General features: G+C 61.0%; 21 protein-coding genes. 12 read left to right on the top strand and 9 right to left on the bottom strand.

Going from position 1 to position 19,900, the window contains the following annotated elements; genetic code table 11:
• A complete protein-coding gene (locus tag ACOOFN_RS10555; protein ID WP_420431229.1) occupies positions 1-1,716 on the top strand; it encodes an ABC transporter ATP-binding protein in 1,716 nt (571 codons plus the stop codon).
• Here ACOOFN_RS10555 and ACOOFN_RS10550 read toward each other — a convergent pair whose 3' ends face one another.
• Positions 1,717-2,382: a fused DSP-PTPase phosphatase/NAD kinase-like protein gene (locus ACOOFN_RS10550; protein WP_420431226.1), complete on the bottom strand. Its 666-nt coding sequence runs from the start codon at positions 2,380-2,382 to the stop codon at positions 1,717-1,719.
• On the opposite strand from ACOOFN_RS10550, the gene ACOOFN_RS10545 reads away from it, so the two are divergent.
• From ACOOFN_RS10545 to ACOOFN_RS10530, 4 genes are read left to right on the top strand one after another with little or no spacing between them, the layout of a single operon-like run.
• Positions 2,362-3,204, top strand: coding sequence for a lysophospholipid acyltransferase family protein (locus tag ACOOFN_RS10545; protein ID WP_420431224.1), 843 nt, complete (start codon positions 2,362-2,364; stop codon positions 3,202-3,204). The two genes, ACOOFN_RS10550 and ACOOFN_RS10545, sit on opposite strands and share 21 nt — an antisense overlap.
• Positions 3,204-4,469 (top strand): 3-deoxy-D-manno-octulosonic acid transferase, encoded by a 1,266-nt coding sequence (locus ACOOFN_RS10540; protein ID WP_420431222.1) that lies wholly within the window; start codon positions 3,204-3,206, stop codon positions 4,467-4,469. Before ACOOFN_RS10545 ends, ACOOFN_RS10540 begins: the two co-directional genes overlap by 1 nt.
• The gene (gene lpxK / locus ACOOFN_RS10535; RefSeq protein WP_420431220.1) at positions 4,466-5,476 is read left to right on the top strand and encodes a tetraacyldisaccharide 4'-kinase; all 1,011 of its coding nucleotides are present in this window, start codon (positions 4,466-4,468) and stop codon (positions 5,474-5,476) included. The genes ACOOFN_RS10540 and lpxK overlap by 4 nt, the downstream gene beginning before the upstream one ends.
• 9 nt (positions 5,477-5,485) lie before the next feature.
• Positions 5,486-6,430, top strand: coding sequence for a lysophospholipid acyltransferase family protein (locus tag ACOOFN_RS10530; RefSeq protein WP_420431218.1), 945 nt, complete (start codon positions 5,486-5,488; stop codon positions 6,428-6,430).
• Here ACOOFN_RS10530 and ACOOFN_RS10525 read toward each other — a convergent pair.
• From ACOOFN_RS10525 to xseA, 3 genes are read right to left on the bottom strand one after another with little or no spacing between them, the layout of a single operon-like run.
• Positions 6,379-7,251: a M23 family metallopeptidase gene (locus ACOOFN_RS10525; RefSeq protein ID WP_420431216.1), complete on the bottom strand. Its 873-nt coding sequence runs from the start codon at positions 7,249-7,251 to the stop codon at positions 6,379-6,381. The two genes, ACOOFN_RS10530 and ACOOFN_RS10525, sit on opposite strands and share 52 nt — an antisense overlap.
• Positions 7,248-7,475, bottom strand: coding sequence for a DUF2093 domain-containing protein (locus ACOOFN_RS10520; RefSeq protein ID WP_420431214.1), 228 nt, complete (start codon positions 7,473-7,475; stop codon positions 7,248-7,250). Before ACOOFN_RS10520 ends, ACOOFN_RS10525 begins: the two co-directional genes overlap by 4 nt.
• Positions 7,476-7,505: 30 nt before the next feature.
• Positions 7,506-8,990, bottom strand: coding sequence for an exodeoxyribonuclease VII large subunit (gene xseA, locus ACOOFN_RS10515; protein ID WP_420431212.1), 1,485 nt, complete (start codon positions 8,988-8,990; stop codon positions 7,506-7,508).
• Positions 8,991-9,087: 97 nt separating this feature from the next.
• On the opposite strand from xseA, the gene purD reads away from it, so the two are divergent.
• From purD to ACOOFN_RS10500, 3 genes are read left to right on the top strand one after another with little or no spacing between them, the layout of a single operon-like run.
• Positions 9,088-10,368 carry a phosphoribosylamine--glycine ligase gene (gene purD, locus ACOOFN_RS10510; protein ID WP_420431211.1) on the top strand — a complete coding sequence of 427 codons (1,281 nt, stop codon included), beginning with the start codon at positions 9,088-9,090 and terminating at the stop codon, positions 10,366-10,368.
• Between the two features lie 28 nt (positions 10,369-10,396).
• Positions 10,397-11,677 (top strand): amidohydrolase family protein, encoded by a 1,281-nt coding sequence (locus tag ACOOFN_RS10505; protein WP_420431209.1) that lies wholly within the window; start codon positions 10,397-10,399, stop codon positions 11,675-11,677.
• Complete coding sequence (locus tag ACOOFN_RS10500; protein WP_420431207.1) at positions 11,674-12,759, top strand: phosphotransferase family protein; 1,086 nt, start codon at positions 11,674-11,676, stop codon at positions 12,757-12,759. Before ACOOFN_RS10505 ends, ACOOFN_RS10500 begins: the two co-directional genes overlap by 4 nt.
• A gap of 102 nt (positions 12,760-12,861) precedes the next feature.
• Here the strand turns inward: ACOOFN_RS10500 and ACOOFN_RS10495 are convergent, their stop codons facing one another.
• Both ACOOFN_RS10495 and ACOOFN_RS10490 read right to left on the bottom strand, forming a co-directional pair.
• Entirely contained in the window at positions 12,862-13,269 is a 408-nt protein-coding gene (locus tag ACOOFN_RS10495; RefSeq protein WP_420431205.1) for a DUF4345 family protein, read from the bottom strand.
• Between the two features lie 2 nt (positions 13,270-13,271).
• Entirely contained in the window at positions 13,272-14,489 is a 1,218-nt protein-coding gene (locus ACOOFN_RS10490) for an acyl-CoA dehydrogenase family protein (RefSeq protein ID WP_420431203.1), read from the bottom strand.
• Between the two features lie 87 nt (positions 14,490-14,576).
• On the opposite strand from ACOOFN_RS10490, the gene ACOOFN_RS10485 reads away from it, so the two are divergent.
• Positions 14,577-15,308: a TSUP family transporter gene (locus ACOOFN_RS10485; RefSeq protein WP_420431201.1), complete on the top strand. Its 732-nt coding sequence runs from the start codon at positions 14,577-14,579 to the stop codon at positions 15,306-15,308.
• Positions 15,309-15,318: 10 nt separating this feature from the next.
• Positions 15,319-15,894, top strand: coding sequence for a GNAT family N-acetyltransferase (locus ACOOFN_RS10480; protein WP_420431199.1), 576 nt, complete (start codon positions 15,319-15,321; stop codon positions 15,892-15,894).
• Here the strand turns inward: ACOOFN_RS10480 and ACOOFN_RS10475 are convergent.
• On the bottom strand, positions 15,891-16,229 hold the full coding sequence (locus ACOOFN_RS10475; RefSeq protein WP_420431197.1) for a TfoX/Sxy family protein: 339 nt from the start codon (positions 16,227-16,229) through the stop codon (positions 15,891-15,893). The genes ACOOFN_RS10480 and ACOOFN_RS10475 overlap by 4 nt on opposite strands.
• A gap of 4 nt (positions 16,230-16,233) precedes the next feature.
• Complete coding sequence (gene tadA / locus ACOOFN_RS10470; protein WP_420431195.1) at positions 16,234-16,692, bottom strand: tRNA adenosine(34) deaminase TadA; 459 nt, start codon at positions 16,690-16,692, stop codon at positions 16,234-16,236.
• A gap of 38 nt (positions 16,693-16,730) precedes the next feature.
• On the opposite strand from tadA, the gene ACOOFN_RS10465 reads away from it, so the two are divergent.
• Positions 16,731-17,477, top strand: coding sequence for a pseudouridine synthase (locus ACOOFN_RS10465; protein ID WP_420431193.1), 747 nt, complete (start codon positions 16,731-16,733; stop codon positions 17,475-17,477).
• Positions 17,477-18,040 (top strand): 16S rRNA (guanine(966)-N(2))-methyltransferase RsmD, encoded by a 564-nt coding sequence (gene rsmD / locus ACOOFN_RS10460; protein WP_420431191.1) that lies wholly within the window; start codon positions 17,477-17,479, stop codon positions 18,038-18,040. Before ACOOFN_RS10465 ends, rsmD begins: the two co-directional genes overlap by 1 nt.
• Here rsmD and mutL read toward each other — a convergent pair.
• Positions 18,037-19,857: a DNA mismatch repair endonuclease MutL gene (gene mutL / locus ACOOFN_RS10455; protein ID WP_420431189.1), complete on the bottom strand. Its 1,821-nt coding sequence runs from the start codon at positions 19,855-19,857 to the stop codon at positions 18,037-18,039. The genes rsmD and mutL overlap by 4 nt on opposite strands.
• Between the last annotated feature and the right edge of the window lie 43 nt (positions 19,858-19,900).

Here is a 19,900-nt window from a genome sequence, read left to right as displayed (position 1 = left end):
TTGATCAGGCGCTTCTGGCAGGACCGGATATCGCCACGCTGGCGTCTCGTTCTGCTTGCCATCATCCTGTCAGCAATCACCGCTGCGGCGGCATCAAGCTACGCCTTCATGATTCGCTGGGCGGTTGGCCTGTTGGAGCAGCAGGACGCCCGCGTCATCTGGCTGGCACCGATCGTGATTATTGCCATCACCGCGGTCCGCGGCATTTCTCTCTTCCTGCAAACCGTCCAGACCAATCGGCTGGCGTTGAAGATCATGCAGGATCTGCAGGAAATCCTTTTCGCCCGGCTGGTGCGGGCGGATTACGCGCGACTCATCGCTGAACCAGTCGGGTCGATCGTCTCGCGTTTCACGAACGACATCACGATCTTGCGCGACCTTTTGGTCCGCGCAGCCAACAATCTGCTTCGCGACACGCTCACGATTGTCGGTGCGATCACAGCCATGTTCGTGTTCGACTGGATGCTCGCCATCCTCGTCCTGGTCGTTTATCCGATTGCCGCACTACCGGTCATTCGCATCGGAAACCGCTTGCGCAAGACCTCGGGCGAAGCGCAGGCTCAGATGGGCGAGGTCACGAGCTTTCTCGAGGAAAGCTTCTCCGGTGCGCGCATGGTCAAGACCTACCAGCTCGAGGAACACGAGATCGCGCGCTCGCGCTTTGCTTTTCTGCAGCGTTTCAGGCTCGCCCTGTCGATCGCGGCGTCGAAGGCGCGGGTCGATCCCATTCTCGAGGTCGTGGGCGGCGCGGCATTCGCCGGCGTCCTAGCTTTTGCCGGATGGCGGATTTCTCAAGGCGCAGCCTCGATCGCCGATTTCACCGGCTTTATCGCCGCCATTGCTGTCATGGCCCCGGCGGTACGGGCAGTCGGCACGCTTGGTGCGGCCATTCAGGAAGGAATCGCCGTTCTTCAGCGAATCTACGACGTGATCGACGAGACCGACGATGTGACCGAGGATAAGAAGGCACAGCCGCTTCGCCCTGGCCCCGGGCGCGTTGCTTTTGAAGCGGTGTCGTTTGCCTATGGCGATGGCGAAACCGCGCTCCGCTCCGTCGATATTGTCGCCGAAGCGGGCAAGACAACAGCAATTGTCGGCGCCTCCGGTTCAGGAAAGACCACGCTATTGAACCTGATCCCTCGACTCTACGATCCAACGGCTGGCCGCTTGCTGATCGACGGACAGGATGTGTGCAAGGCAACGGTCGCTTCTGTCCGCAAGGCTTCCGCACTGGTCAGCCAGGATGTTGTCCTGTTTGACGACACGATCGCTGCCAATATCGCCTTCGGCCAGATGGAAGCCAGTCGCGATGCAATTGAAGCGGCAGCCCGCGCTGCCGATGCGCATGATTTTATTTCTGCCCTGCCCGGCGGTTATGATGCGCCCGTCGGACCCCGCGGCAGCCAGCTTTCGGGTGGCCAACGCCAACGAATAGCCATCGCGCGGGCTATTCTCGCGGACGCACCTGTTCTCTTGCTCGACGAAGCCACAAGCGCGCTCGATGCTGAAGCCGAGGCCCGGGTTCAGGAGGCTTTGAAAAAACTTTCGGAAGGCCGCACCACTATCGTGATCGCCCATCGCCTGGCTACGGTTCGCGATGCTGATCGGATTTACGTTATGGACGAAGGCCGCGTCGCAGAGACCGGCCGCCACGACGAATTGCTGTCAAAAGACGGAATCTACGCGCGACTTTGCAGGCTTCAGTTCGCCGTCTGATCATTCTCGCCGCAGTATCTTTTCTGTCAGCATGTTGCCCCACCAGCTGGCCATGAAACCGTCATGCACCGCCTGACGGTCGTATTTTGTCCGCACCCAGGTTAGGAAATCGATCGGCTCGGCCTCGTTCGCCAACCTGTACTGCTCGAAAAAATAATCGAGCATACCGGTTTTGCCCTGCTTCACGTGCAGATACTTGAACGACAGATGATCGATCGCCTCCTCGAACGACACCTTCTCGTGCAAAAGAAGATAAAGCACCGCCACGATTCCGGCTCGGTCGGCGCCTGACTTGCAATGCATCAGCGCGGGATATTTGATTGTGTCGAACACCTCGATCAGATGCTCGATCCGCTCAACATATGGCGCTTCGCGCGACCCCCAGGGCAAATCGTGGATCGCCAGGCCTAACCGCTCACACGCCTCGTGCTCGAGATCGTAATAGGATCGCCCGGGCTGCGTGCCGCGAAGGTTCAGAATTGTCTCGAAGCCTTGTTCCTTTAGCGCAGCAAGGCGGTTCGGTGACGGCTGATTGGCCCGCCACATCCCTTTGCTGCCGACCGGATGCATGTTGTGGAACCGAAGCCGCAACACACCGTGGTCCTGCCAGAGATAATGGTTCCAGGCACGCTTGCGGTCGCGCGGATGGGTCAGATCGTAAGTCATGGCCTCCGTTTAGGCGGGCGTCGCGAAAGCGGCAACCGCGACGAACGCTTGACGGCTGCATCAATCGACGCAAGCAAAGGCGTAATGCTGCGCGCGCTTACCTCTTCTCCGGCTGTACAAACCGCCGTTTCGTGGATTCTGGCGAAGTACATGCAATTCTGTGCTGCGACCAAAAAATGGGAGCGGCGCGGCCGCGAACATCTCGATATTTGCACCCAGACCGAACAGGGCATGGTCGCGGCCTTTTGGCATTCGCGCATTGGTTTGAGTTTTATGGGTTGGGACCGCAAGGCTCCGCAAACCCCGACTATGCTGATTTCGCGCTCCCGCGAGGGAGACTTCATCGCTCGGTTTGCGCGCAATCTGGCGATAGCCGTTGTTCGCGGCTCGTCTCGAAACACCCGGAAAACCAAGCAGAAGGGCGGCATGGCGGCGTTCCGCGACATGACCCGCGCAATCGAGAACAATGCGTGCATGGGGCTGACCATTGATGGGCCGCGCGGGCCCCGACAACGTGCCAGCATGGGCGTGATCCAGCTAGCCAGGACGACGCGCACGCCGATCATGATCTTCTCTTGGTCCGTGACCCACAAAAAGGTGTTTGACTCCTGGGACCGTTTCATCCTGCCCTTTCCATTCGGCAAGGGCGTGGTGGTCTGGAAACCGCCAATCCACGTGCCCGCCGATGCCGACGACGCTGAGATGGAAACGCTGCGGCTTGAACTCGAACGGCGGCTCAATGACGCCACGCGAGAAGCTGACGAGGCGGTGGGTGGGCCAGTCATTGAACCGGCTCCGCCCCGAGCTGCAAGGGGCAGCTGATGTCACCACTACCGCTTCTGCTCTATCGCTGGCTGACGATTCTCACAGCACCGCTTTCCGGAATCTTGCTCGAACAGCGCGCACGAGATGGAAAGGAAGACCGCAATAGATTGGCCGAACGATTCGGTCATGCTAGCCAGCCACGAACAACAGGTTTTCTGGTCTGGCTGCATGGCGCCAGCGTGGGTGAATCGCTGCTGCTGCTCGATCTTGTCCGTCGCCTATCGGAACAGACCGATTGGCACTTCCTGGTCACGACGGGCACGACCACATCTGCCGAACTGATGACGCGCGAGCTGCCAGATCGCGCAATTCATCAATACATTCCAATTGATAGACCAGCCTGCGTGCGACGATTTTTCGACCACTGGCAGCCCGACGCGACGGTATTCGTGGAATCCGAGCTGTGGCCCAACCTGTTGATGGAGATGCGCAAACGCGAGATTCCCGCTGCGCTGGCCAATGCGCGAATGAATGCTGCTTCGCTCGACGGCTGGCGCAAACGCAAGAAAAGCGCCCAGTACTTGTTAGCCGCATTCAGCTGGATAGGCGCCGCCGATCAGCGGACCCAATCCGGTCTCTCCGCCATTCTTGAACGCGAGATCAAGCGCCCGGGCAATTTGAAACTTCAAACCGCGCCAATATCGGCAAACTCCGCGGAACGCGAAACATTGCGCGCCGAACTCAACGGCCGCCCGGTCTGGCTCGCTGCCAGCACCCATGCCGGCGAAGAAAACATTCTCCTTGAAGCCCACAGAAGCCTCCTGCACGACGCGCCAGAAGCCTTGCTGATCCTCGCACCGCGGCACCCGGAACGCGGCGATCTGATTGCGGCACATCTGGAAACGGATGGCTGGCAATATGCCCGGCGCTCGGCTGGTCAGGTGCCCGACCCCGGCGACGCTGTATGGTTGGCTGATACATTGGGCGAGATGTCGCTTTGGTATGCGCTGGCTGATCAAGCCTTTATAGCCGGCAGCTTGATTGACGGCATCGGCGGCCACAATCCGGTCGAAGCGACCAGATCCGGATGCGCGGTGATCACCGGCCCCTATACCGCGAGCTTTGACGACGTTTACGCGGCCTATGCTTCAGAATCCGCAATAATTGTCGCAGCCGATGCCGACGCGATTGCCGAGGCGCTGCTGTCCGATCCGTCCAGGCGGATTGCGAGGGCCGAGCAGGCGCTTGAGCGACTGACGTCCGGCGCGATGGAAGAAACGCTACGCGCACTGCTCACCCTCGTGCCAGGGTCAACGCCATGAAGCCACCGCACTTCTGGTATCACGAAACCGTCGGATTTCCGGGCCGGCTTGCTGCGGCCGCACTCCGCCCGTTGGCAGCCATCTACGGAATGTTGAGCGCCCGCCGTTTGCAAAACTCCAAGCCTGTGCGGGTCGACGCTGCCGTGATCTGCGTCGGCAATCTCACCCTTGGCGGAACCGGCAAGACGCCCGTCACGATGCGGCTCCTCGAAATTGCCAATGACAACGCAATCAATGCCCAGGCACTGAGCCGTGGATACGGCGGAAACGTCAAGGGACCGCTTTGCGTCGATCTTTCGCGGCATACGGCCAAGGATGTCGGAGATGAGCCGCTAATGATCGCTCAGGCAGCGCCGGTCTGGATCTGCCGCAATCGCGTAGCCAGCGCCGAAGCCGCCATCCTGCATCGCGCAGAGCTCGTGATCATGGATGACGGGCATCAAAATCCGCAACTTCACAAGGATCTTTCGATCGTCGTTGTCGACGCCGAAGCGGGCTGGGGGAATGGAAGGGTGTTTCCGGCCGGCCCCTTGCGTGAATCGGTTGCGGCGGGCCTTGCTCGCGCAGATGCCATCATTCTCGTTCTCGCAGGGCCCGATCACACGCCTGATTTTCACAGCCTTGGTCTCGACGAACTTGAAATCCCGGTCCTGACTGGCTGGCTCGAACCGGCGGCTGCGCCGCCGTCCGGCCGATTGCTGGCATTCGCAGGCATCGGCCGGCCAGAGAAATTCTTCCATTCGCTGACTGCAGCCGGCGGGGATATCGTGGCTACGCGAAGTTTCCCAGACCACCATGATTATTCGCGTGCAGATCTGCGCCGGTTACGGGCTTTGGCCGAACGGGAAGGCGCCCGCCTCGTGACCACGGAAAAAGATTCCGTCCGCATACCGGCCGCCGAGCGTGACGGCATCTCCGCTTGGCCGGTTCGCATGGCTTTCACCGAGCCAGCACGGATCGCAGCACTGGTTCAACAGGCATTGGACGCCGCAGCGGCACGGCGTTAAACCGCAACGATGAGCGCAGGTCTCTTGCAGCAATTGGGGTGGCGGGCGGAGGCCTTGGCCTGGGATGCCTTTCAGGGCACCTTCCAGACCATGGGACTCGAACGCGGATCCGCATTCGGCAGCGCGGCGCTGCGGCGGATCGGTCCGCTAACGCCGGTTCACAACGTGGCACGGATCAACATGCGGCGTTGCTTCCCCGACGCCAGCCATCCGGAAATCGATCGCCTGCTGGACCGCATGTGGGACAATTTCGGCCGCCTGGTAGGCGAGAATGCCAATATGCGGTGCTACCGGCCGGAGCTCTATGACGAACGGGCCGAGATCGCCGGTGAAGATATCGTCCTCGATCTTGAGAATAAGGGCCAGCCCTACATTCTCGTGGCGGGCCATTTCGCCAACTGGGAGATCATGGGGGCGGCCATCGCCAAACTTGGTCTTAACTGCAACATCACATACCGGCATGCCAACAATCCGCTCGTCGACCGGAGAATCCTTGACTCGCGTCACGCCTACGGGATCAAGCTGCTGACCGCCAAGGGCGGCGTCGGAGCCAAGCAATTACTGGCCAATCTCCGGGAAGGCATGTCGGTCGCGCTGATGAACGATCAAAAGATGAATGACGGCATCGCAGCGCCGTTCTTCGGTCACGAGGCAATGACTGCGTCAGGCCCGGCCAAGATGGCGATCCGATTCGGTGCGCCAATTGTTCCCATCGGGGTCCGGCGTCTTGGCGGCACCCGGTTTCGGGTGACCTTTTACGAGCCGCTGCCGGAACCGCAGACGGATGACAAGGCCGCCGCCGTCCTGGAGACGGTGACTCGCATCAATCAATGGGTCGAGGCCCGGATCCTGGAAGCTCCGGAACAGTGGTTTTGGGTGCATCGCCGTTGGGACAAGTCGATCTATCGCAAGGATGCCGGGTCGAGTTCGAGCACCAGCGCTGGATCGATATAGCGGTTGCGCCATTTTATGCGCCAGTCGAGATGGGCGCCGGTGGCGCGGCCACCCGAGCCGATCTCGCCGATCTGGTCACCCTGCGCCACAACATCGCCGACCTCCACCTGGACAGCACCGAGGTGCAGGAAGGCGCTGGTAAAGCCCTGACCGTGATCGATGAAAATGAGACCGCCTTCATAATACATGTCCGGGTGGGCAAGCGTCACAACACCGTCGGCAGGTGCAAACACCGGTGTGCCGGCATCATTTGCGAAATCGAGACCGTAATGCGGCCGACGGGGTTCACCATTGTAAAATCGCTGCGAGCCGTAAACGCCGGAAATCACGCCGTTCGCAGGCGCGATGAATCCGTCCGCAAAGCCCGCGCCTTCCCACCGGCTCGTATAGGCCGCCGCTTTCATCCGCGATTGTTCGCGGATTAGGGCCAACGCTTCCTCCGGCGGCGTCACGGTTCGTGGCGGCACGCCATCCACGCGTTGAATGTCGTACTCGCGTTGTGCCACCGGATAGACGTCGCGAATTTGTTCACCCGAAGGCAGCTGGACCGTCATGGTCATTTCAGCATCACTGTCGCGATTCAGGCCGAGGATCAGCCAGCCCTCATCATCGGCGGTAGCCGACTGGTCGCCCAACGATATGACCGTACCAGGCACACTGCGGCATATAATCGCCGCACCTTCCGTGAAATCGCCGATACATGCGTATGGCTCTGTCGCCTCCACCGCTTCGGAAGCCAATGGATACTCGGCATCGCGGGTCAGCACGTCAGCGATCGGATCCCCCGATTGCAGTGCCCAGAGGATCATCGTGGCGATCATCGGCCTGGCTCCGCGTGTACGGTCTTCCAGCGTTCCGCGGACGCATAGGCGTCTTTGTAGGCTTCCTGGAGCTCCGCACTCCAATAGCGAAGGTCCTGCAGCGCGATCGGGTCACCTGTCACGGCGCAACGAACGAATGCGCCAGGCTTCAAAATCATGAAGTCCGAATCACTGAACTCGAGAACGGCTTCTCCGGACAGGTCCCTGTTGAATGGCGTTTTCATGAGCTTGAAACTATCACGGCTTTTGCGTGGCTAGAACAGGCGGCCCTGCTTTTCGGACGGCACGGCTTTGCGCGGCCGGGATCGGGGTTTCTGCGATTGCCCGTTTTCAATGACAGCCTCCTGGCGTCCATCCGCGAACTGAATCGAAACGCGTTCGCCTCCGCCAATGCCTTTCGCGGATCGCACGAGATGGCCTTCCGTGTTCCGGACCAGCGCAAACCCCCGTCGAAGCACAGACTCATGGCCGAGCAGAACGTGCCGGCCGGCAATTGCGTTCAAGTCGCGCTGCTTCAACCGAATCGCCTGATCGCCCGCACGCTGAACGCGGCGAAGCAAGTGTGTAAGGGCTTCGCGGGATCGTTCCAGCTGGCGCTGTGGGCTGGCACGACCAAGCCGAAGACCGATAGCCTGGACACGTTCATTGCCTGCTCGCGACAACCGACCCGCGCCGGCCTCAAGGCGTTGTCCGAAACTCGCCAATCGCTCGGCCTTGATGCCAATATCTCGTCGCAATGCCTCGGGGCGCAGTCCTGTAGCGGCGAGATCCAGCCTTTGACGCGACGGACCAAGCAGTGTCTGCGCTGTCGGAAACGCTCGCGCGGTCGCTTTGAACTCCGACATGCGATGCGCAACGAGCCGGGCAAGGCCGCGCTTGAGTCGGCTGCCCTGCCCCTCGACTTGCTGCATCAGTTCCGCGCGTACAGGAACCGCTATTTCAGCCGCGCCGGTCGGGGTAGGTGCGCGTCGGTCGGCGGCAAAATCGATCAGCGTTGTGTCGGTCTCGTGCCCAACGGCGGATATCAGTGGAATATCCGAAGCTGCTGCCGCCCGAACAACGCTTTCCTCATTGAAGCACCAGAGATCCTCGACCGAACCTCCGCCGCGCGCCACGATCAACACGTCCGGCCGCGGAATCCCGCTGGCCCCGTCGAGCGCATTGAATCCGTCGATCGCAGCGGCGATCTGAGTCGCCGCTTGATCGCCTTGTACAAGCACTGGCCAAAGCAGGACATGGCGCGGAAAACGGTCATCAAGGCGGTGAAGAATGTCCCGGATCACCGCACCAGTCGGTGATGTGATGACCCCGATCACCTTGGGAAGAAACGGAATCGGTCGCTTCCGCGCCGCCTCGAACAAGCCCTCGGCAGCAAGCTTCCGCTTGCGCTCCTCTAGCAAAGCCATCAGCGCACCTGCGCCGGCCGGCTCCATGCGCTCGATGATGATCTGGTATTTGGAACGGCCCGGATAGGTCGTGAGCTTGCCTTCACAGACCACTTCCAGCCCTTCTTCAGGCTTGAAATTCAGACGCGAAACCAAGCCCTTCCACATCACGCCATCGATCACCGCCTTGTCGTCCTTCAGATCGAGATAGGCATGTCCTGACCGGGCAATCGTGACGCGGCCCAGCTCGCCGCGCACACGGACATGGCCGTAGGCGTCCTCGACGGTCCGCTTGAGCGATTGCGCGAGCTCGGAGACGGAAAATTCCGGTGTATTTGACTCGGATTCAGCCATCGCATGTTGGTAAGCGCTTGAAGGCACAGCGGCAATGGCGGCCGCGGACTCGCCAACAGCTTTTCAATCCGCTAGCCGTGTTTGCGGAGGACATGCCATGAAGATCCTGGTCGTCGGCGGCGGAGGCCGCGAACACGCACTCTGCTGGAAAATCGCCAAGAGCCCGCGGGTTGAGCAACTCTGGTGCGCGCCCGGCAATGCCGGTATCGCCGAAACTGCGGAATGCCTGCCGATTGCGGCCGATGACGTGCCGGCACTCGTCGATTTCGCCATTGCCGAGGCCGTCGACCTCGTTGTGATCGGCCCCGAAGCTCCGCTGGTCGCTGGTCTGGGTGACCGGCTGCGGGCTATCGGGATCGGTGTGTTCGGTCCCGACGCCGCCGCGGCCCAGGTCGAAGGTTCCAAGGCATTCACTAAGGCGTTGTGTGACCGCGCCGGCATTCCGACCGCGCGCTACGGGACATTCACTGAACCGGGTGAGGCCAAAGTATTCCTTGACCAGCTCGAACCACCCTATGTGCTCAAGGCCGACGGCCTCGCCGCCGGCAAAGGCGTGGTCATTCCAGACACACAGGAGGCCGCAGAAGCCGAAATCGATGAAATGCTGTCGGGTAAGTTTGGCGATGCCTCCCGCACCCTCGTCATCGAGGAATTCCTGAAGGGCGAGGAAGCGTCCGTCTTTGCGCTATGTGATGGCAAGACCGCCATTCCGCTGATTGCAGCTCAGGACCACAAACGCGCGCATGATGGCGACAAAGGCCCCAACACAGGTGGCATGGGCGCCTATTCGCCAACGCCGATCGCCGACAGCCGGATCGTTCGCCAGACAATGGACGAGATTGTCACGCCGGCAGTTCGTACACTCGCCGCCGAAGGAACCCCATATTCAGGCGTTCTGTACGCCGGCTTGATGATTGGTCCGGAGGGGCCGAAATTGATCGAGTTCAATGCCCGTTTCGGCGATCCGGAATGCCAGATCCTGATGATGCGCATGCTCACCGATATTGTGCCCTATCTGAAGGCCTGCGCGGATGGGGAATTGGCAATGATGCCACCAGTGTCCTGGCACGGCAGTGCGGCTGTTACCGTAGTGATGGCGGCAAATGGCTATCCCGGGAAATACGAAAAAGGCACAGAGATCCGCGGTGTCGACGCTGCTGACGCGCTCGACGATGTAACAGTGTTTCACGCCGGAACCATTCGGGACAAGGACGGTCGTCTGCTCGCAAATGGCGGACGCGTCCTCAATATTACCGCTCGCGGTAATGACCAGCGCGAAGCAATCGAACGTGCCTACAGGGCGGTCGACCTGATCGATTGGCCGGACGGGTTCTGCCGCCGCGATATCGGGTGGCGCGCGCTGGAGCATTCAGGCTAGGCTCGCGTCAATTCCGGGGAAGGATGAGATGAGACAATTGATAGCGTCGCTGTTTGCGATCGTGACAATCGCCACAGCCGGCGCACAGCACGACATTACCATCGTTCACGCGGGCTGGCTGCTCGCCGTGCCCGGCGAAGCGCCGGTAGAGGACCAGTCGATCGTAATCTCCGGCGACAGAATTGATCGCATCGAGCCCGGCTTCGTTGAGATTGATGGCGCGACCATCATTGACCTCACCGCCCATTATGTCCTGCCCGGTCTGATCGACAGCCATGTCCACCTGACATCGGAGCTCAACCCGCAGCGACGGCTCCAGAACGTGACTTTTTCCGATGCGGACTGGGCCATCGACGGCGTTCGCAATGCTCGCCGCACACTGTTGGCAGGTTTCACGACCGTTCAGGATGTCGGCGGCAATCTCGATGCGGTTGTCGCCCTGCGCGACGGACAGCGCGCCGGCGACTTCCACGGGCCGCGCATGCGCGTTTCAGGGCCGGCCGTTACGCCGACCGGAGGACATGGCGATATAAACGGCTACAGCAATGACCTCATGCACGCTTTCAGCCGTGATTCGGCTTGTAACGGTCCGGCCGACTGTCGGCGGGCGGTGCGGGAACTGATCCGTGCGCGGGTCGATCTCATCAAGATCACCGCAACAGGCGGTGTGCTCTCACAGACCGCCGCCGGAACCGAGCAGCAATTCTTTGATGACGAGCTGCAGTCCATCGTGGAGGCCGCGCGAATGATGGGGCGCTATGTCACGGCGCATGCGCACGGCGTGACCGGCGTCAACGCGGCGCTCCAGGCCGGCGTGCATTCGATCGAGCACGGGACTTATCTCGACCGGGAATCGATCCGCTTGTTCCGGGACAATGGCGCCTATCTCGTGCCGACACTCCTGGCCGGCGCAACGGTCGCCGAAATCGCCGAGACCGCGGATTGGATGACGCCCGAAATCCGGCAGAAGTCACTCGATGTCGGTCCGCTGATGATGGAGATGGCCCGGCGCGCTCTAGATGGCGGCGTCATGATCGCTTTCGGCACGGACAGCGGTGTGTCGCGCCACGGCGATAACGGTCGTGAATTCGCCCTTCTGGTGGCGGCTGGTCTTTCACCGATGGATGCGATCATTTCAGCAACGATGACCGCAGCCGAGCATTTGCAGATGGACGACACGATTGGCTCGATCGAATCCGGCAAGTTTGCCGATCTGATCGCTGTCTCCGGCAATCCGCTCGACGACATCACCGAGCTGGAAGATGTTGATTTCGTGATGCAGGGCGGCGAGGTGCATCTGGCCCCATGAGCAAGCTCGACGCCACTTTTTCCGGCACCAAGGACATTACTGACGCGCTCCGGTTCAATGAAGAAGCGCTCGCCGGCTGGATGGCCGACAATGTCGATGAACACGCCGGTCCGCTGACCATCCGCCAGTTCAAGGGCGGGCAGTCGAACCCGACCTACAAGCTGGATTCGGCCAGCGGTACCTATGTCTTGCGCCGCAAGCCGCCAGGCAAGTTGTTGCCTTCGGCGCATGCTGTCGACCGCGAATACAGGGTCATGAAGGCGCTCGGCGAGAACGGTTTTCCCGTGCCGCGCATGCACGGTCTGTGCGATGATCCCGATATCATCGGAACAGCATTCTACGTGATGGATTTCGTCGACGGACGAATCTTCTGGGATCCATACCTGCCAGATGTCGAAGACGGCGAGCGAGCGGCGATCTATGACTCGATGAATGAAACGCTGGCAGCGCTGCATGCTTTCGACCCAGCCACCATCGGCCTTGGCGACTATGGCAAGCCCGATGCGTATATCGCCCGTCAGATCGCACGCTGGTCCAAACAGTACAAGGCGTCTGAAACCCGCGAAATACCGGCAATGGATCGACTGATCGCCTGGTTACCGGATGCTGCGCCAGACCAAGACCGGTCGAGCATCGTTCACGGCGATTTCCGGCTCGACAACATGATATTCCACAAGACCGAGCCGCGCGTGATCGCTGTGCTGGACTGGGAATTGTCGACCTTGGGCGATCCGCTGGCGGATTTCACCTATCAGCTCATGCAGTGGCGCACGCCGAAAGAGATGAGAAACGGCTTCCTCGGGGCCGATCTCGCTGCTTTAAACATTCCCGACGAAGCCGCTTATGTAGAAGCCTACTGTCGTCGGACAGGCCGGGATAGCTTACCGAAGCTCGACTTTTTCTTTGCCTATAATCTGTTCCGGCTCGCGGCCATCGTGCAGGGCGTTTATCACCGGTCCACGCTTGGCAATGCTTCAAATATCAAAGCGCAGGAATATGGGGCCATGGTCGAGCCAATGGCCGATTATGCATGGACTTTTGCCGAGCGCATGGACAGCAAGCGGGCGGAAAACAGCCAATAAGCACCCGGCGTGGACGAATCCGCCAATGGCATCTGGATGGTCGCTGTTGGCCTGCTGGCGGCAGCCCAGCCAGACTGCCGCCGGTAACCGGTTACGAAGCTGTCATGCGGGTGGATTGGTCACATAACTCAAAACCGGAAGGGCAAATGCCGCGGCGGCAATGAGCTCGATGCCGATCGAAACGAAATTGTGGCGCGTGCGAACCTGCGGACCGTCAAGCAAAAGCGATAGCGCGCGACCGACTGCAGCGCCGCCCCATCCAAACGACAGTACGGCCGCCGCACCCACCACGCCGTGGCCCACTGAGGCCGCGATCAGGAACGCCAAGTGAAGGAAAAAGAAAATTCCACCAAATGTCGCGCGGAATTCGGCATAACCTTCCGGTTTGGCCGGATCCGCCTGCATTCGCACGAGCTTTGCGGCCCATTTTGGTGAGATCAGGGCACCAAGGCCGAGTCCGGCACCGAGCACGCCAAATAGGAAGGCAATGTTATCGGCAAAAGGATCCATGATCAGCTCTCGTTGGACAAACGCTTCATTTCGAGTCGCGCGATGGCGCGTTCGTGAACCTCGTCCGGACCGTCGGCCAGTCGCAGCGTGCGAATGCCCGCATAGGCGCTGGCCAAAGGTGTATCCGCCGAAACGCCCGCTCCGCCGAAAATCTGTATGGCGTCATCGATTACCTGGAGCGCGGCGCGCGGTGCCGCCACCTTGATCATGGCGATTTCCTTTTGCGCCACCTTGTTGCCGACTGTGTCCATCATCCAGGCCGCCTTGAGCGTCAAAAGGCGGGTCGTTTCGATGTCGATCCGCGCCCGGGCAATACGATGATGCCAGACCGACTGATCGGAAATGCGCTTGCCGAAGGCGACGCGGCTCATCCCGCGCTTGACCATCAGTTCGAGCGCACGTTCCGCGGCACCGATGGTTCGCATGCAATGATGGATACGTCCCGGTCCAAGCCGGCCTTGCGCAATCTCGAACCCACGACCCTCGCCAAGCAGAATATTCGAGGTCGGCACCCGAACGTCCTTCAGCTCGACTTCCATGTGCCCGTGCGGCGCATCGTCATAGCCAAACACGGGCAGATGCCGCTTGATCGTGATGCCTGGCGTGTCGGCCGGAACGAGAACCATCGACTGCTGTACATGCCGTTCCGCTTCCGGATCCGTTTTGCCCATTAGTATGTAGATCTTGCAACGCGGATCGCCTGCACCTGACGACCACCATTTGCGGCCATTGATGACGTACTCATCGCCGTCGCGCTCGATGCGGCACTGGATATTGGTGGCATCGGATGAAGCCACTTCCGGTTCGGTCATCAGGAAGGCCGACCGTATCTTGCCGGCGAGCAAGGGTTCCATCCATTGTATCTGGTGCTCGGCCGTTCCGTAACGGGCGAGGACTTCCATGTTCCCTGTATCGGGCGCCGAACAATTGAAGACTTCGGAGGACCAGAGTACGCGCCCCATTTCCTCGGCGAGCGGGGCATAGTCGAGATTGGTGAGCCCGGCTCCCTTCTCGGACTCCGGCAGGAACAGATTCCAGAGGTCCGCGGCCTTCGCCTTCTCCTTGAGCTCCTCGACGATCGGGATCACCTGCCAGCGATTTTCGCCGAAACTCGCCAACTGCTCTGCATACGTCGACTCGTTCGGATAGATATGCGCGTCCATAAAGGCGCGCAGCCTGTCCAGATAATCCTGGCAGCGCGGCGAATATGAAAATTCCATGTGAGTCCCCTCTGGTCCGGTCCCGGCATTTGCAAACGATCCAACACGGACTATAGCGCGGTCAATCCTTGTTAGGAGATGATTCACATGACCTGGCCGCTCATCCTGATTGCGACGCTCGTCACCGCATTCATCTCCGGTATCTTCGGTATGGCCGGCGGTCTCATCCTGATGGGCGTGCTCGCATTGCTTCTGCCGGTTTCCGCAGCCATGGTCACTCACGGTGCTATCCAGAGCGTCTCGAACGGTTGGCGGGCCGTACTCTGGCGCGATTTCATCGACTGGCGGGTCCTCGCCATATATCTCGCCGGGTCGCTAACCGCCTTCCTCGTTTTGATTGGGCTCGCTTTCCAGCTGTCCAAGCCGTGGCTGTTCATCCTGCTTGGCCTGGTGCCGGGCCTGATCTGGATTCCGAAGAAGCGGCTCGCGCTCGACGCGCGCGAGCCAATGCAAGCCGTGTTTTGCGGGTTCACCGTCACCGGGCTCAACATCGTTGCCGGGGTGTCGGGACCACTGCTCGATATCTTTTTCGTAGCCGATGGCATGGACCGCCGCACGATCGTGGCCACCAAGGCCGCGACCCAGGTCGCTGCCCATGCCGCCAAGATCGCGTTCTACCTGATGCCGGCGATCGCTGCGGGAGCGTTCGTCCAATGGCCGTGGCTGTTGGCAGCGGCGCCACTCGCGATCATCGGCACAACGCTAGGCGCGCGCGTGCTCGCTATTTTGACGGACGCTGATTTCCGCAAATATACGAAATGGATCGTGACGGGCGTCGGGGCAATCTACGTGATACGGGGCATCGTTCTGTTGGCGTAGAGGGTCGCTGATGCAATTGCATCCGAAAGTTCTGGAAAACGATTACGTGCGGTTGGAACCGATGCAGGAAGGCCATCGCGACACGCTTCGGCCTGCGGCTAATGATCCCGACATCTGGGCCAACATGACGCTCGCCGGCTTTGGCCCGCATTACGATTCTTGGTTCGACGAGATGATGAGCGCGCAGCAGCGTAACCAGATCAGCCATGTTGTGTTCCGCAGATCTACCGGAAACGTCGTCGGGCACACCGCCTACCTGGCAATCGCGGCGCCACAGCAGCGGGTCGAGATCGGCTGGACCTTCTATACCGCCGGCGCGCGCCGAACCGAGGTCAATCCGGCCTGCAAGCTGGCCCTTTTCGAGAATGCCTTCGCCTCGGGGGCCGAGCGCGTCGAGCTGAAAACCGGTGGCGATAACCTCCGATCACAGGGCGCTATGACCAAGATGGGCGCGGTGCGTGAAGGCACGTTGCGGAGCCAGGTTAATACCTGGCGCGGCAAACGCCGCGACACTGTCTACTTCTCCGTTCTGAGATCTGAATGGCCGGCGGTGCGTGCAAACTTGCTGAATCGTCCAGCCCGCTAACTGGCCTTGGGCGGCAAGGTACGCACGAATGCCAGCGCTCGCTGCGCCCAACTGGCCAGCGCCACTTCATCGCGGTCAGCCAGCGCATCCACCGTCACCCAGCCCTTCATTACCCGACCGGTCATGTCCATCGGCCGTGCATTTGGCTGCGAAAGGGCTTCCTCGTAACCGTCAGCTCCCACCCGGACATGCATCTCCTCGCGCGCTGTGCCGTAGCTCATATGGCCGTTCACCATGAAGGCGACACCGCCGAACATGGCTCTTCGTGCGGGTCGAGCGTCAAGCGCAACAAGCTGGGCTTCCATTCTGTCAGCGAGGTCTGGATCGAAGGCCATGGTGTTACCGCCTTTCGCGGAAAAAAGAGGTTAGCAGGGACGAGCAATCGTCCGCCAGAACGCCGGAGATCACTTCCGGCCGCCAATGACAGGTCGGCTGCTCGAAGAAGCGTGGCCCGTGCTCGACTGCTCCGCCTTTGCTGTCGGCCGCGCCATAAATCAACCGCCGCAACCGCGCAAAACTGATCGCCCCTGCACACATCGCACACGGTTCCAGCGTTACGTAGAGTTCGAGCCCGGTCAGCCGGTAATTACCCAGCTTGTCAGCCGCCTTTCGGATGGCGCAGATCTCCGCGTGAGCCGTCGGATCTTGCCCGGCAATCGGGGCATTTCCAGCGATCGCGACAATCTCGCCGTTCGCCGGATCGACGATCACCGCACCCACCGGCACCTCGCCAGCTTCAGCTGCCGCTTGCGCTGCCTCCAGCGCCGCGCGCATATAGGGTTCGAAGTCCTCTGCCATGATCTGGCGGTAGGCGCAGCGCGCTGAAGGGTCAAGCCTTGTCGAAAGAAGAAAAAAGCGGCGAACGCATCGCGAAGGTCCTGGCCCGTGCCGGCGTCGCCAGTCGCCGGGGCGCAGAAAAACTGATCGAAGCCGGTCGTGTCACCGTCAATGGCCGCAAGCTGACCAGCCCGGCGCTAAACGTGACAGCAGCCGACAATATCACCGTCGACGGCAAGCCTGTTGGCGAACCCGAGCGGACGCGCCTTTGGCGTTATCACAAGCCGACCGGACTGGTGACTACGCACAAGGATCCGGAAGGCCGCGAAACCGTGTTCGACAAGCTGCCGAAAGAACTCGGCCGCGTCATCTCCGTCGGACGTCTCGATCTGAATTCGGAAGGTCTTCTCCTGCTCACCAATAACGGCGAACTGTCCCGCGCGCTCGAATTACCCTCCACCGGCTGGGTCCGGCGCTATCGCGTGCGTGCGTTCGGCAAAGCCGGCGATGCGGAGCTCAACAGATTGCGCAGGGGGATTGTCGCGGAAGGCGTAAAATACGGCCCTATTGAAGCCGAGGTCGAGCGCGAACAGGGTGGCAATATCTGGATGAATGTGGCGCTCAAGGAAGGCAAGAACCGGGAAGTCCGCAAAGCGCTCGCTGCCGTCGGCCTGACCGTGAACCGGCTGATCCGGATTTCATACGGGCCCTTCCAGCTCGGCAGTCTCGAAAAAGGCGAGGTCAAGGCTGTGCCCGAGCGCGTCCTGCGCGATCAATGTGCGCATTTGCTGGCGGAACTGCGCTGATGCGGATCGTTGCCGGACGGTTCAAAGGTCGCCCGCTTTCTGCGCCGAAGGGCGACAGGACGCGGCCGACATCCGACAAGGCCCGGCAGGCCCTGTTCAACGTGCTCGAACACGCCGACTGGGCACCGGCCCTTGACGGTGCCCGCATTGTCGACCTGTTTGCCGGATCGGGCGGGCTGGGTTTCGAGGCGATGAGCCGCGGCGGGGCTTTCTGCCTGTTTGTCGACATCGATGCCGGCGCGCGCGGCGCAATTCGCGAAAATATCGAGGCGCTGCAATTGTTCGGAAATACCCGCCTGCACCGGCGTTCGGCGACCGATCTCGGCGAGAAGCCGGCCAAGCTCGGCCAGCCTTTCAACCTTGTTTTCCTTGATCCACCCTATGGCAAAGGCCTTGCCCCATCGGCACTTGCCGGCCTGATTGATGGAAATTGGGTAACGGAGGATGCGCTCGCTGTTCTCGAGGTCGCGGCCGACGAGGACGTGCCTGACTTTGCTGGCTGGATTCCGGTGAACGCACGCATCTGGGGCGCTGCGAAAGTCGTGTTTCTGACGCGCTGCTAACGCCGCCCGAATAGCCGCTCGATGTCCACCAGCTTCAATTCGACATAAGTCGGCCGGCCATGATTGCACTGCCCGGAATGAGGCGTTGCTTCCATTTCCCGCAACAGGGCGTTCATCTCCTCGCCAGTCAGCCGGCGGCCGGAGCGGACGGAGCCGTGACAGGCCATTGTGCCCACGACCTCTTCCAGCTTCTCCTTGAGCGATAGCGCAGCGTCGAATTCGGACAGATCGTCGGCGAGATCGCGGATCAGCCCTTGTACGTCGAGCTTGCCGAGCAGGGCGGGCACTTCGCGCACCGCAACCGAGTTCGATCCGAATCCATCGATCACCAGGCCGAGTTCCGCCAGCTCATCGGCGCGCGCCAGCACCCTTTCGCACTCGGCTGCCTCCAGGCCGACGATTTCCGGAACCAGCAGCGATTGCCGCGTCACTCCGGTCTCGGCCATCATCGCCTTCATGCGCTCATAGACGAGTCGTTCATGTGCAGCATGCTGGTCGACAATGACCATACCGTCCTCGGTCTGTGCAATCACATATGTCTCGTGGACCTGTGCTCGAGCGACGCCCAAAGGCTGCGCTTCGGTAGTTGCATTCTGGTCCGCCAGCTCTGCTGCATTTGGAACGCCCGGCTGGAGAAAATTGTCTTCCACGCGCGCCGATCGCTCACTGACGAGCGTGCCGCTTTCTGGAGGGATCGGCCGGCCCCAGGCCGCCATCGCAGAATGCGGCTGTGCCGCCGACGCTCCTTCCGGTCGGGCCCGCCCCAGGGCGAAGCCGGCGACCGTGGTCGAAGCGCGGTGCCCGGCACCGGCCAGCGCGTGCCGTAACGATCCGACAATTAGCCCACGGACCAGGCCGGGATCACGAAACCGCACCTCGGCCTTGGCCGGATGCACATTCATATCGACCAGACCGGAAGGCAGATCGACAAATAGGGCGACGACGGGATGCCGGTCACGCGCAAGAAAATCCTGATAGGCGCCGCGCACCGCACCACCCAGCAACTTGTCCCGAACCGGTCGGCCATTGACGAACAGGTATTGATGCTGTGCCGAGCCGCGATTGAAGGTAGGCAGCGACGCGAGTCCGGTGATGCGCACGCCTTCGCGTTCCTGGTCGATCTCCAGCGCGTTTTCACCGAAATCCTGGCCCAGTATCGCGGACAAGCGTTTACGACGGGCATCCGCCCCTGTTTCCGGGCGCAGCGACAACCGGCTGCGCCCATCGAGCGTCAGCGCGAATCCGACATCGGGGCGCGATAAAGCAAGGCGTCGAACGGTATCGGCAATCGCATTCGATTCCGCACGCTCGGACTTCATGAATTTGAGACGCGCCGGCGTGGCATAGAAAAGGTCGCGGACGTCGATGCGTGTTCCGCCCAGACCGAAGGCAGGTGCCGGCTTGATATCAGACGCCTGTCCACCCTCCACGGTCAGAACGAATGCGTCACTGCTGCCCTGTTTCTGGGTCGTAATCGACAGCCGCGCAATCGACCCGATTGAAGGCAGAGCTTCTCCGCGAAACCCCATTGTGGAGATGTTCAATAGGTCGTCGTGACCGTCATCGCTCAAGGGAAGCTTGGACGTTGCGTGACGTTCGACGCTCATGGCCAACGTCTCGGCATCCATGCCGATGCCGTCGTCGGTCACGGTCAATCGTGCCAACCCGCCCTCTTCGGCGAAAATATCGATATGCTGCGCGTGCGCATCGAGCGCGTTCTCGGCCAATTCCTTGACCGCGCTGGCAGGCCGTTCAACGACCTCACCGGCCGCAATGCGATTGACGGTTTCAGGACTGAGTCGGCGGATGACACTCATCCGGCCAGCCTCATGAGTCGACCCCGCGGGGTCAAGCCAAGTC

This window comes from Hyphobacterium sp., from assembly GCF_965217055.1.
Lineage (GTDB): Bacteria > Pseudomonadota > Alphaproteobacteria > Caulobacterales > Maricaulaceae > Hyphobacterium.
Note: the sequence above shows the minus strand (reverse complement) of the source record. Positions and strands in the feature narration are given on the sequence as shown.

Excerpts from the sequence above, each read along its gene's own strand:
- mutL (WP_420431189.1), bottom strand. The coding sequence starts at position 19,857 with ATGAGTGTCATCCGCCGACTCAGTCCTGAAACCGTCAATCGCATTGCG.
- ACOOFN_RS10495 (WP_420431205.1), bottom strand. The coding sequence starts at position 13,269 with ATGGATCCTTTTGCCGATAACATTGCCTTCCTATTTGGCGTGCTCGGT.
- ACOOFN_RS10490 (WP_420431203.1), bottom strand. The coding sequence starts at position 14,489 with ATGGAATTTTCATATTCGCCGCGCTGCCAGGATTATCTGGACAGGCTG.
- ACOOFN_RS10475 (WP_420431197.1), bottom strand. The coding sequence starts at position 16,229 with ATGGCCTTCGATCCAGACCTCGCTGACAGAATGGAAGCCCAGCTTGTT.
- ACOOFN_RS10520 (WP_420431214.1), bottom strand. The coding sequence starts at position 7,475 with ATGAAAACGCCATTCAACAGGGACCTGTCCGGAGAAGCCGTTCTCGAG.
- ACOOFN_RS10545 (WP_420431224.1), top strand. The coding sequence starts at position 2,362 with ATGGGTCAGATCGTAAGTCATGGCCTCCGTTTAGGCGGGCGTCGCGAA.
- ACOOFN_RS10540 (WP_420431222.1), top strand. The coding sequence starts at position 3,204 with ATGTCACCACTACCGCTTCTGCTCTATCGCTGGCTGACGATTCTCACA.
- ACOOFN_RS10550 (WP_420431226.1), bottom strand. The coding sequence starts at position 2,382 with ATGACTTACGATCTGACCCATCCGCGCGACCGCAAGCGTGCCTGGAAC.
- xseA (WP_420431212.1), bottom strand. The coding sequence starts at position 8,990 with ATGGCTGAATCCGAGTCAAATACACCGGAATTTTCCGTCTCCGAGCTC.
- purD (WP_420431211.1), top strand. The coding sequence starts at position 9,088 with ATGAAGATCCTGGTCGTCGGCGGCGGAGGCCGCGAACACGCACTCTGC.
- lpxK (WP_420431220.1), top strand. The coding sequence starts at position 4,466 with ATGAAGCCACCGCACTTCTGGTATCACGAAACCGTCGGATTTCCGGGC.
- ACOOFN_RS10525 (WP_420431216.1), bottom strand. The coding sequence starts at position 7,251 with ATGATCGCCACGATGATCCTCTGGGCACTGCAATCGGGGGATCCGATC.
- ACOOFN_RS10505 (WP_420431209.1), top strand. The coding sequence starts at position 10,397 with ATGAGACAATTGATAGCGTCGCTGTTTGCGATCGTGACAATCGCCACA.
- ACOOFN_RS10485 (WP_420431201.1), top strand. The coding sequence starts at position 14,577 with ATGACCTGGCCGCTCATCCTGATTGCGACGCTCGTCACCGCATTCATC.
- ACOOFN_RS10530 (WP_420431218.1), top strand. The coding sequence starts at position 5,486 with ATGAGCGCAGGTCTCTTGCAGCAATTGGGGTGGCGGGCGGAGGCCTTG.
- ACOOFN_RS10480 (WP_420431199.1), top strand. The coding sequence starts at position 15,319 with ATGCAATTGCATCCGAAAGTTCTGGAAAACGATTACGTGCGGTTGGAA.
- ACOOFN_RS10500 (WP_420431207.1), top strand. The coding sequence starts at position 11,674 with ATGAGCAAGCTCGACGCCACTTTTTCCGGCACCAAGGACATTACTGAC.
- tadA (WP_420431195.1), bottom strand. The coding sequence starts at position 16,692 with ATGGCAGAGGACTTCGAACCCTATATGCGCGCGGCGCTGGAGGCAGCG.
- rsmD (WP_420431191.1), top strand. The coding sequence starts at position 17,477 with ATGCGGATCGTTGCCGGACGGTTCAAAGGTCGCCCGCTTTCTGCGCCG.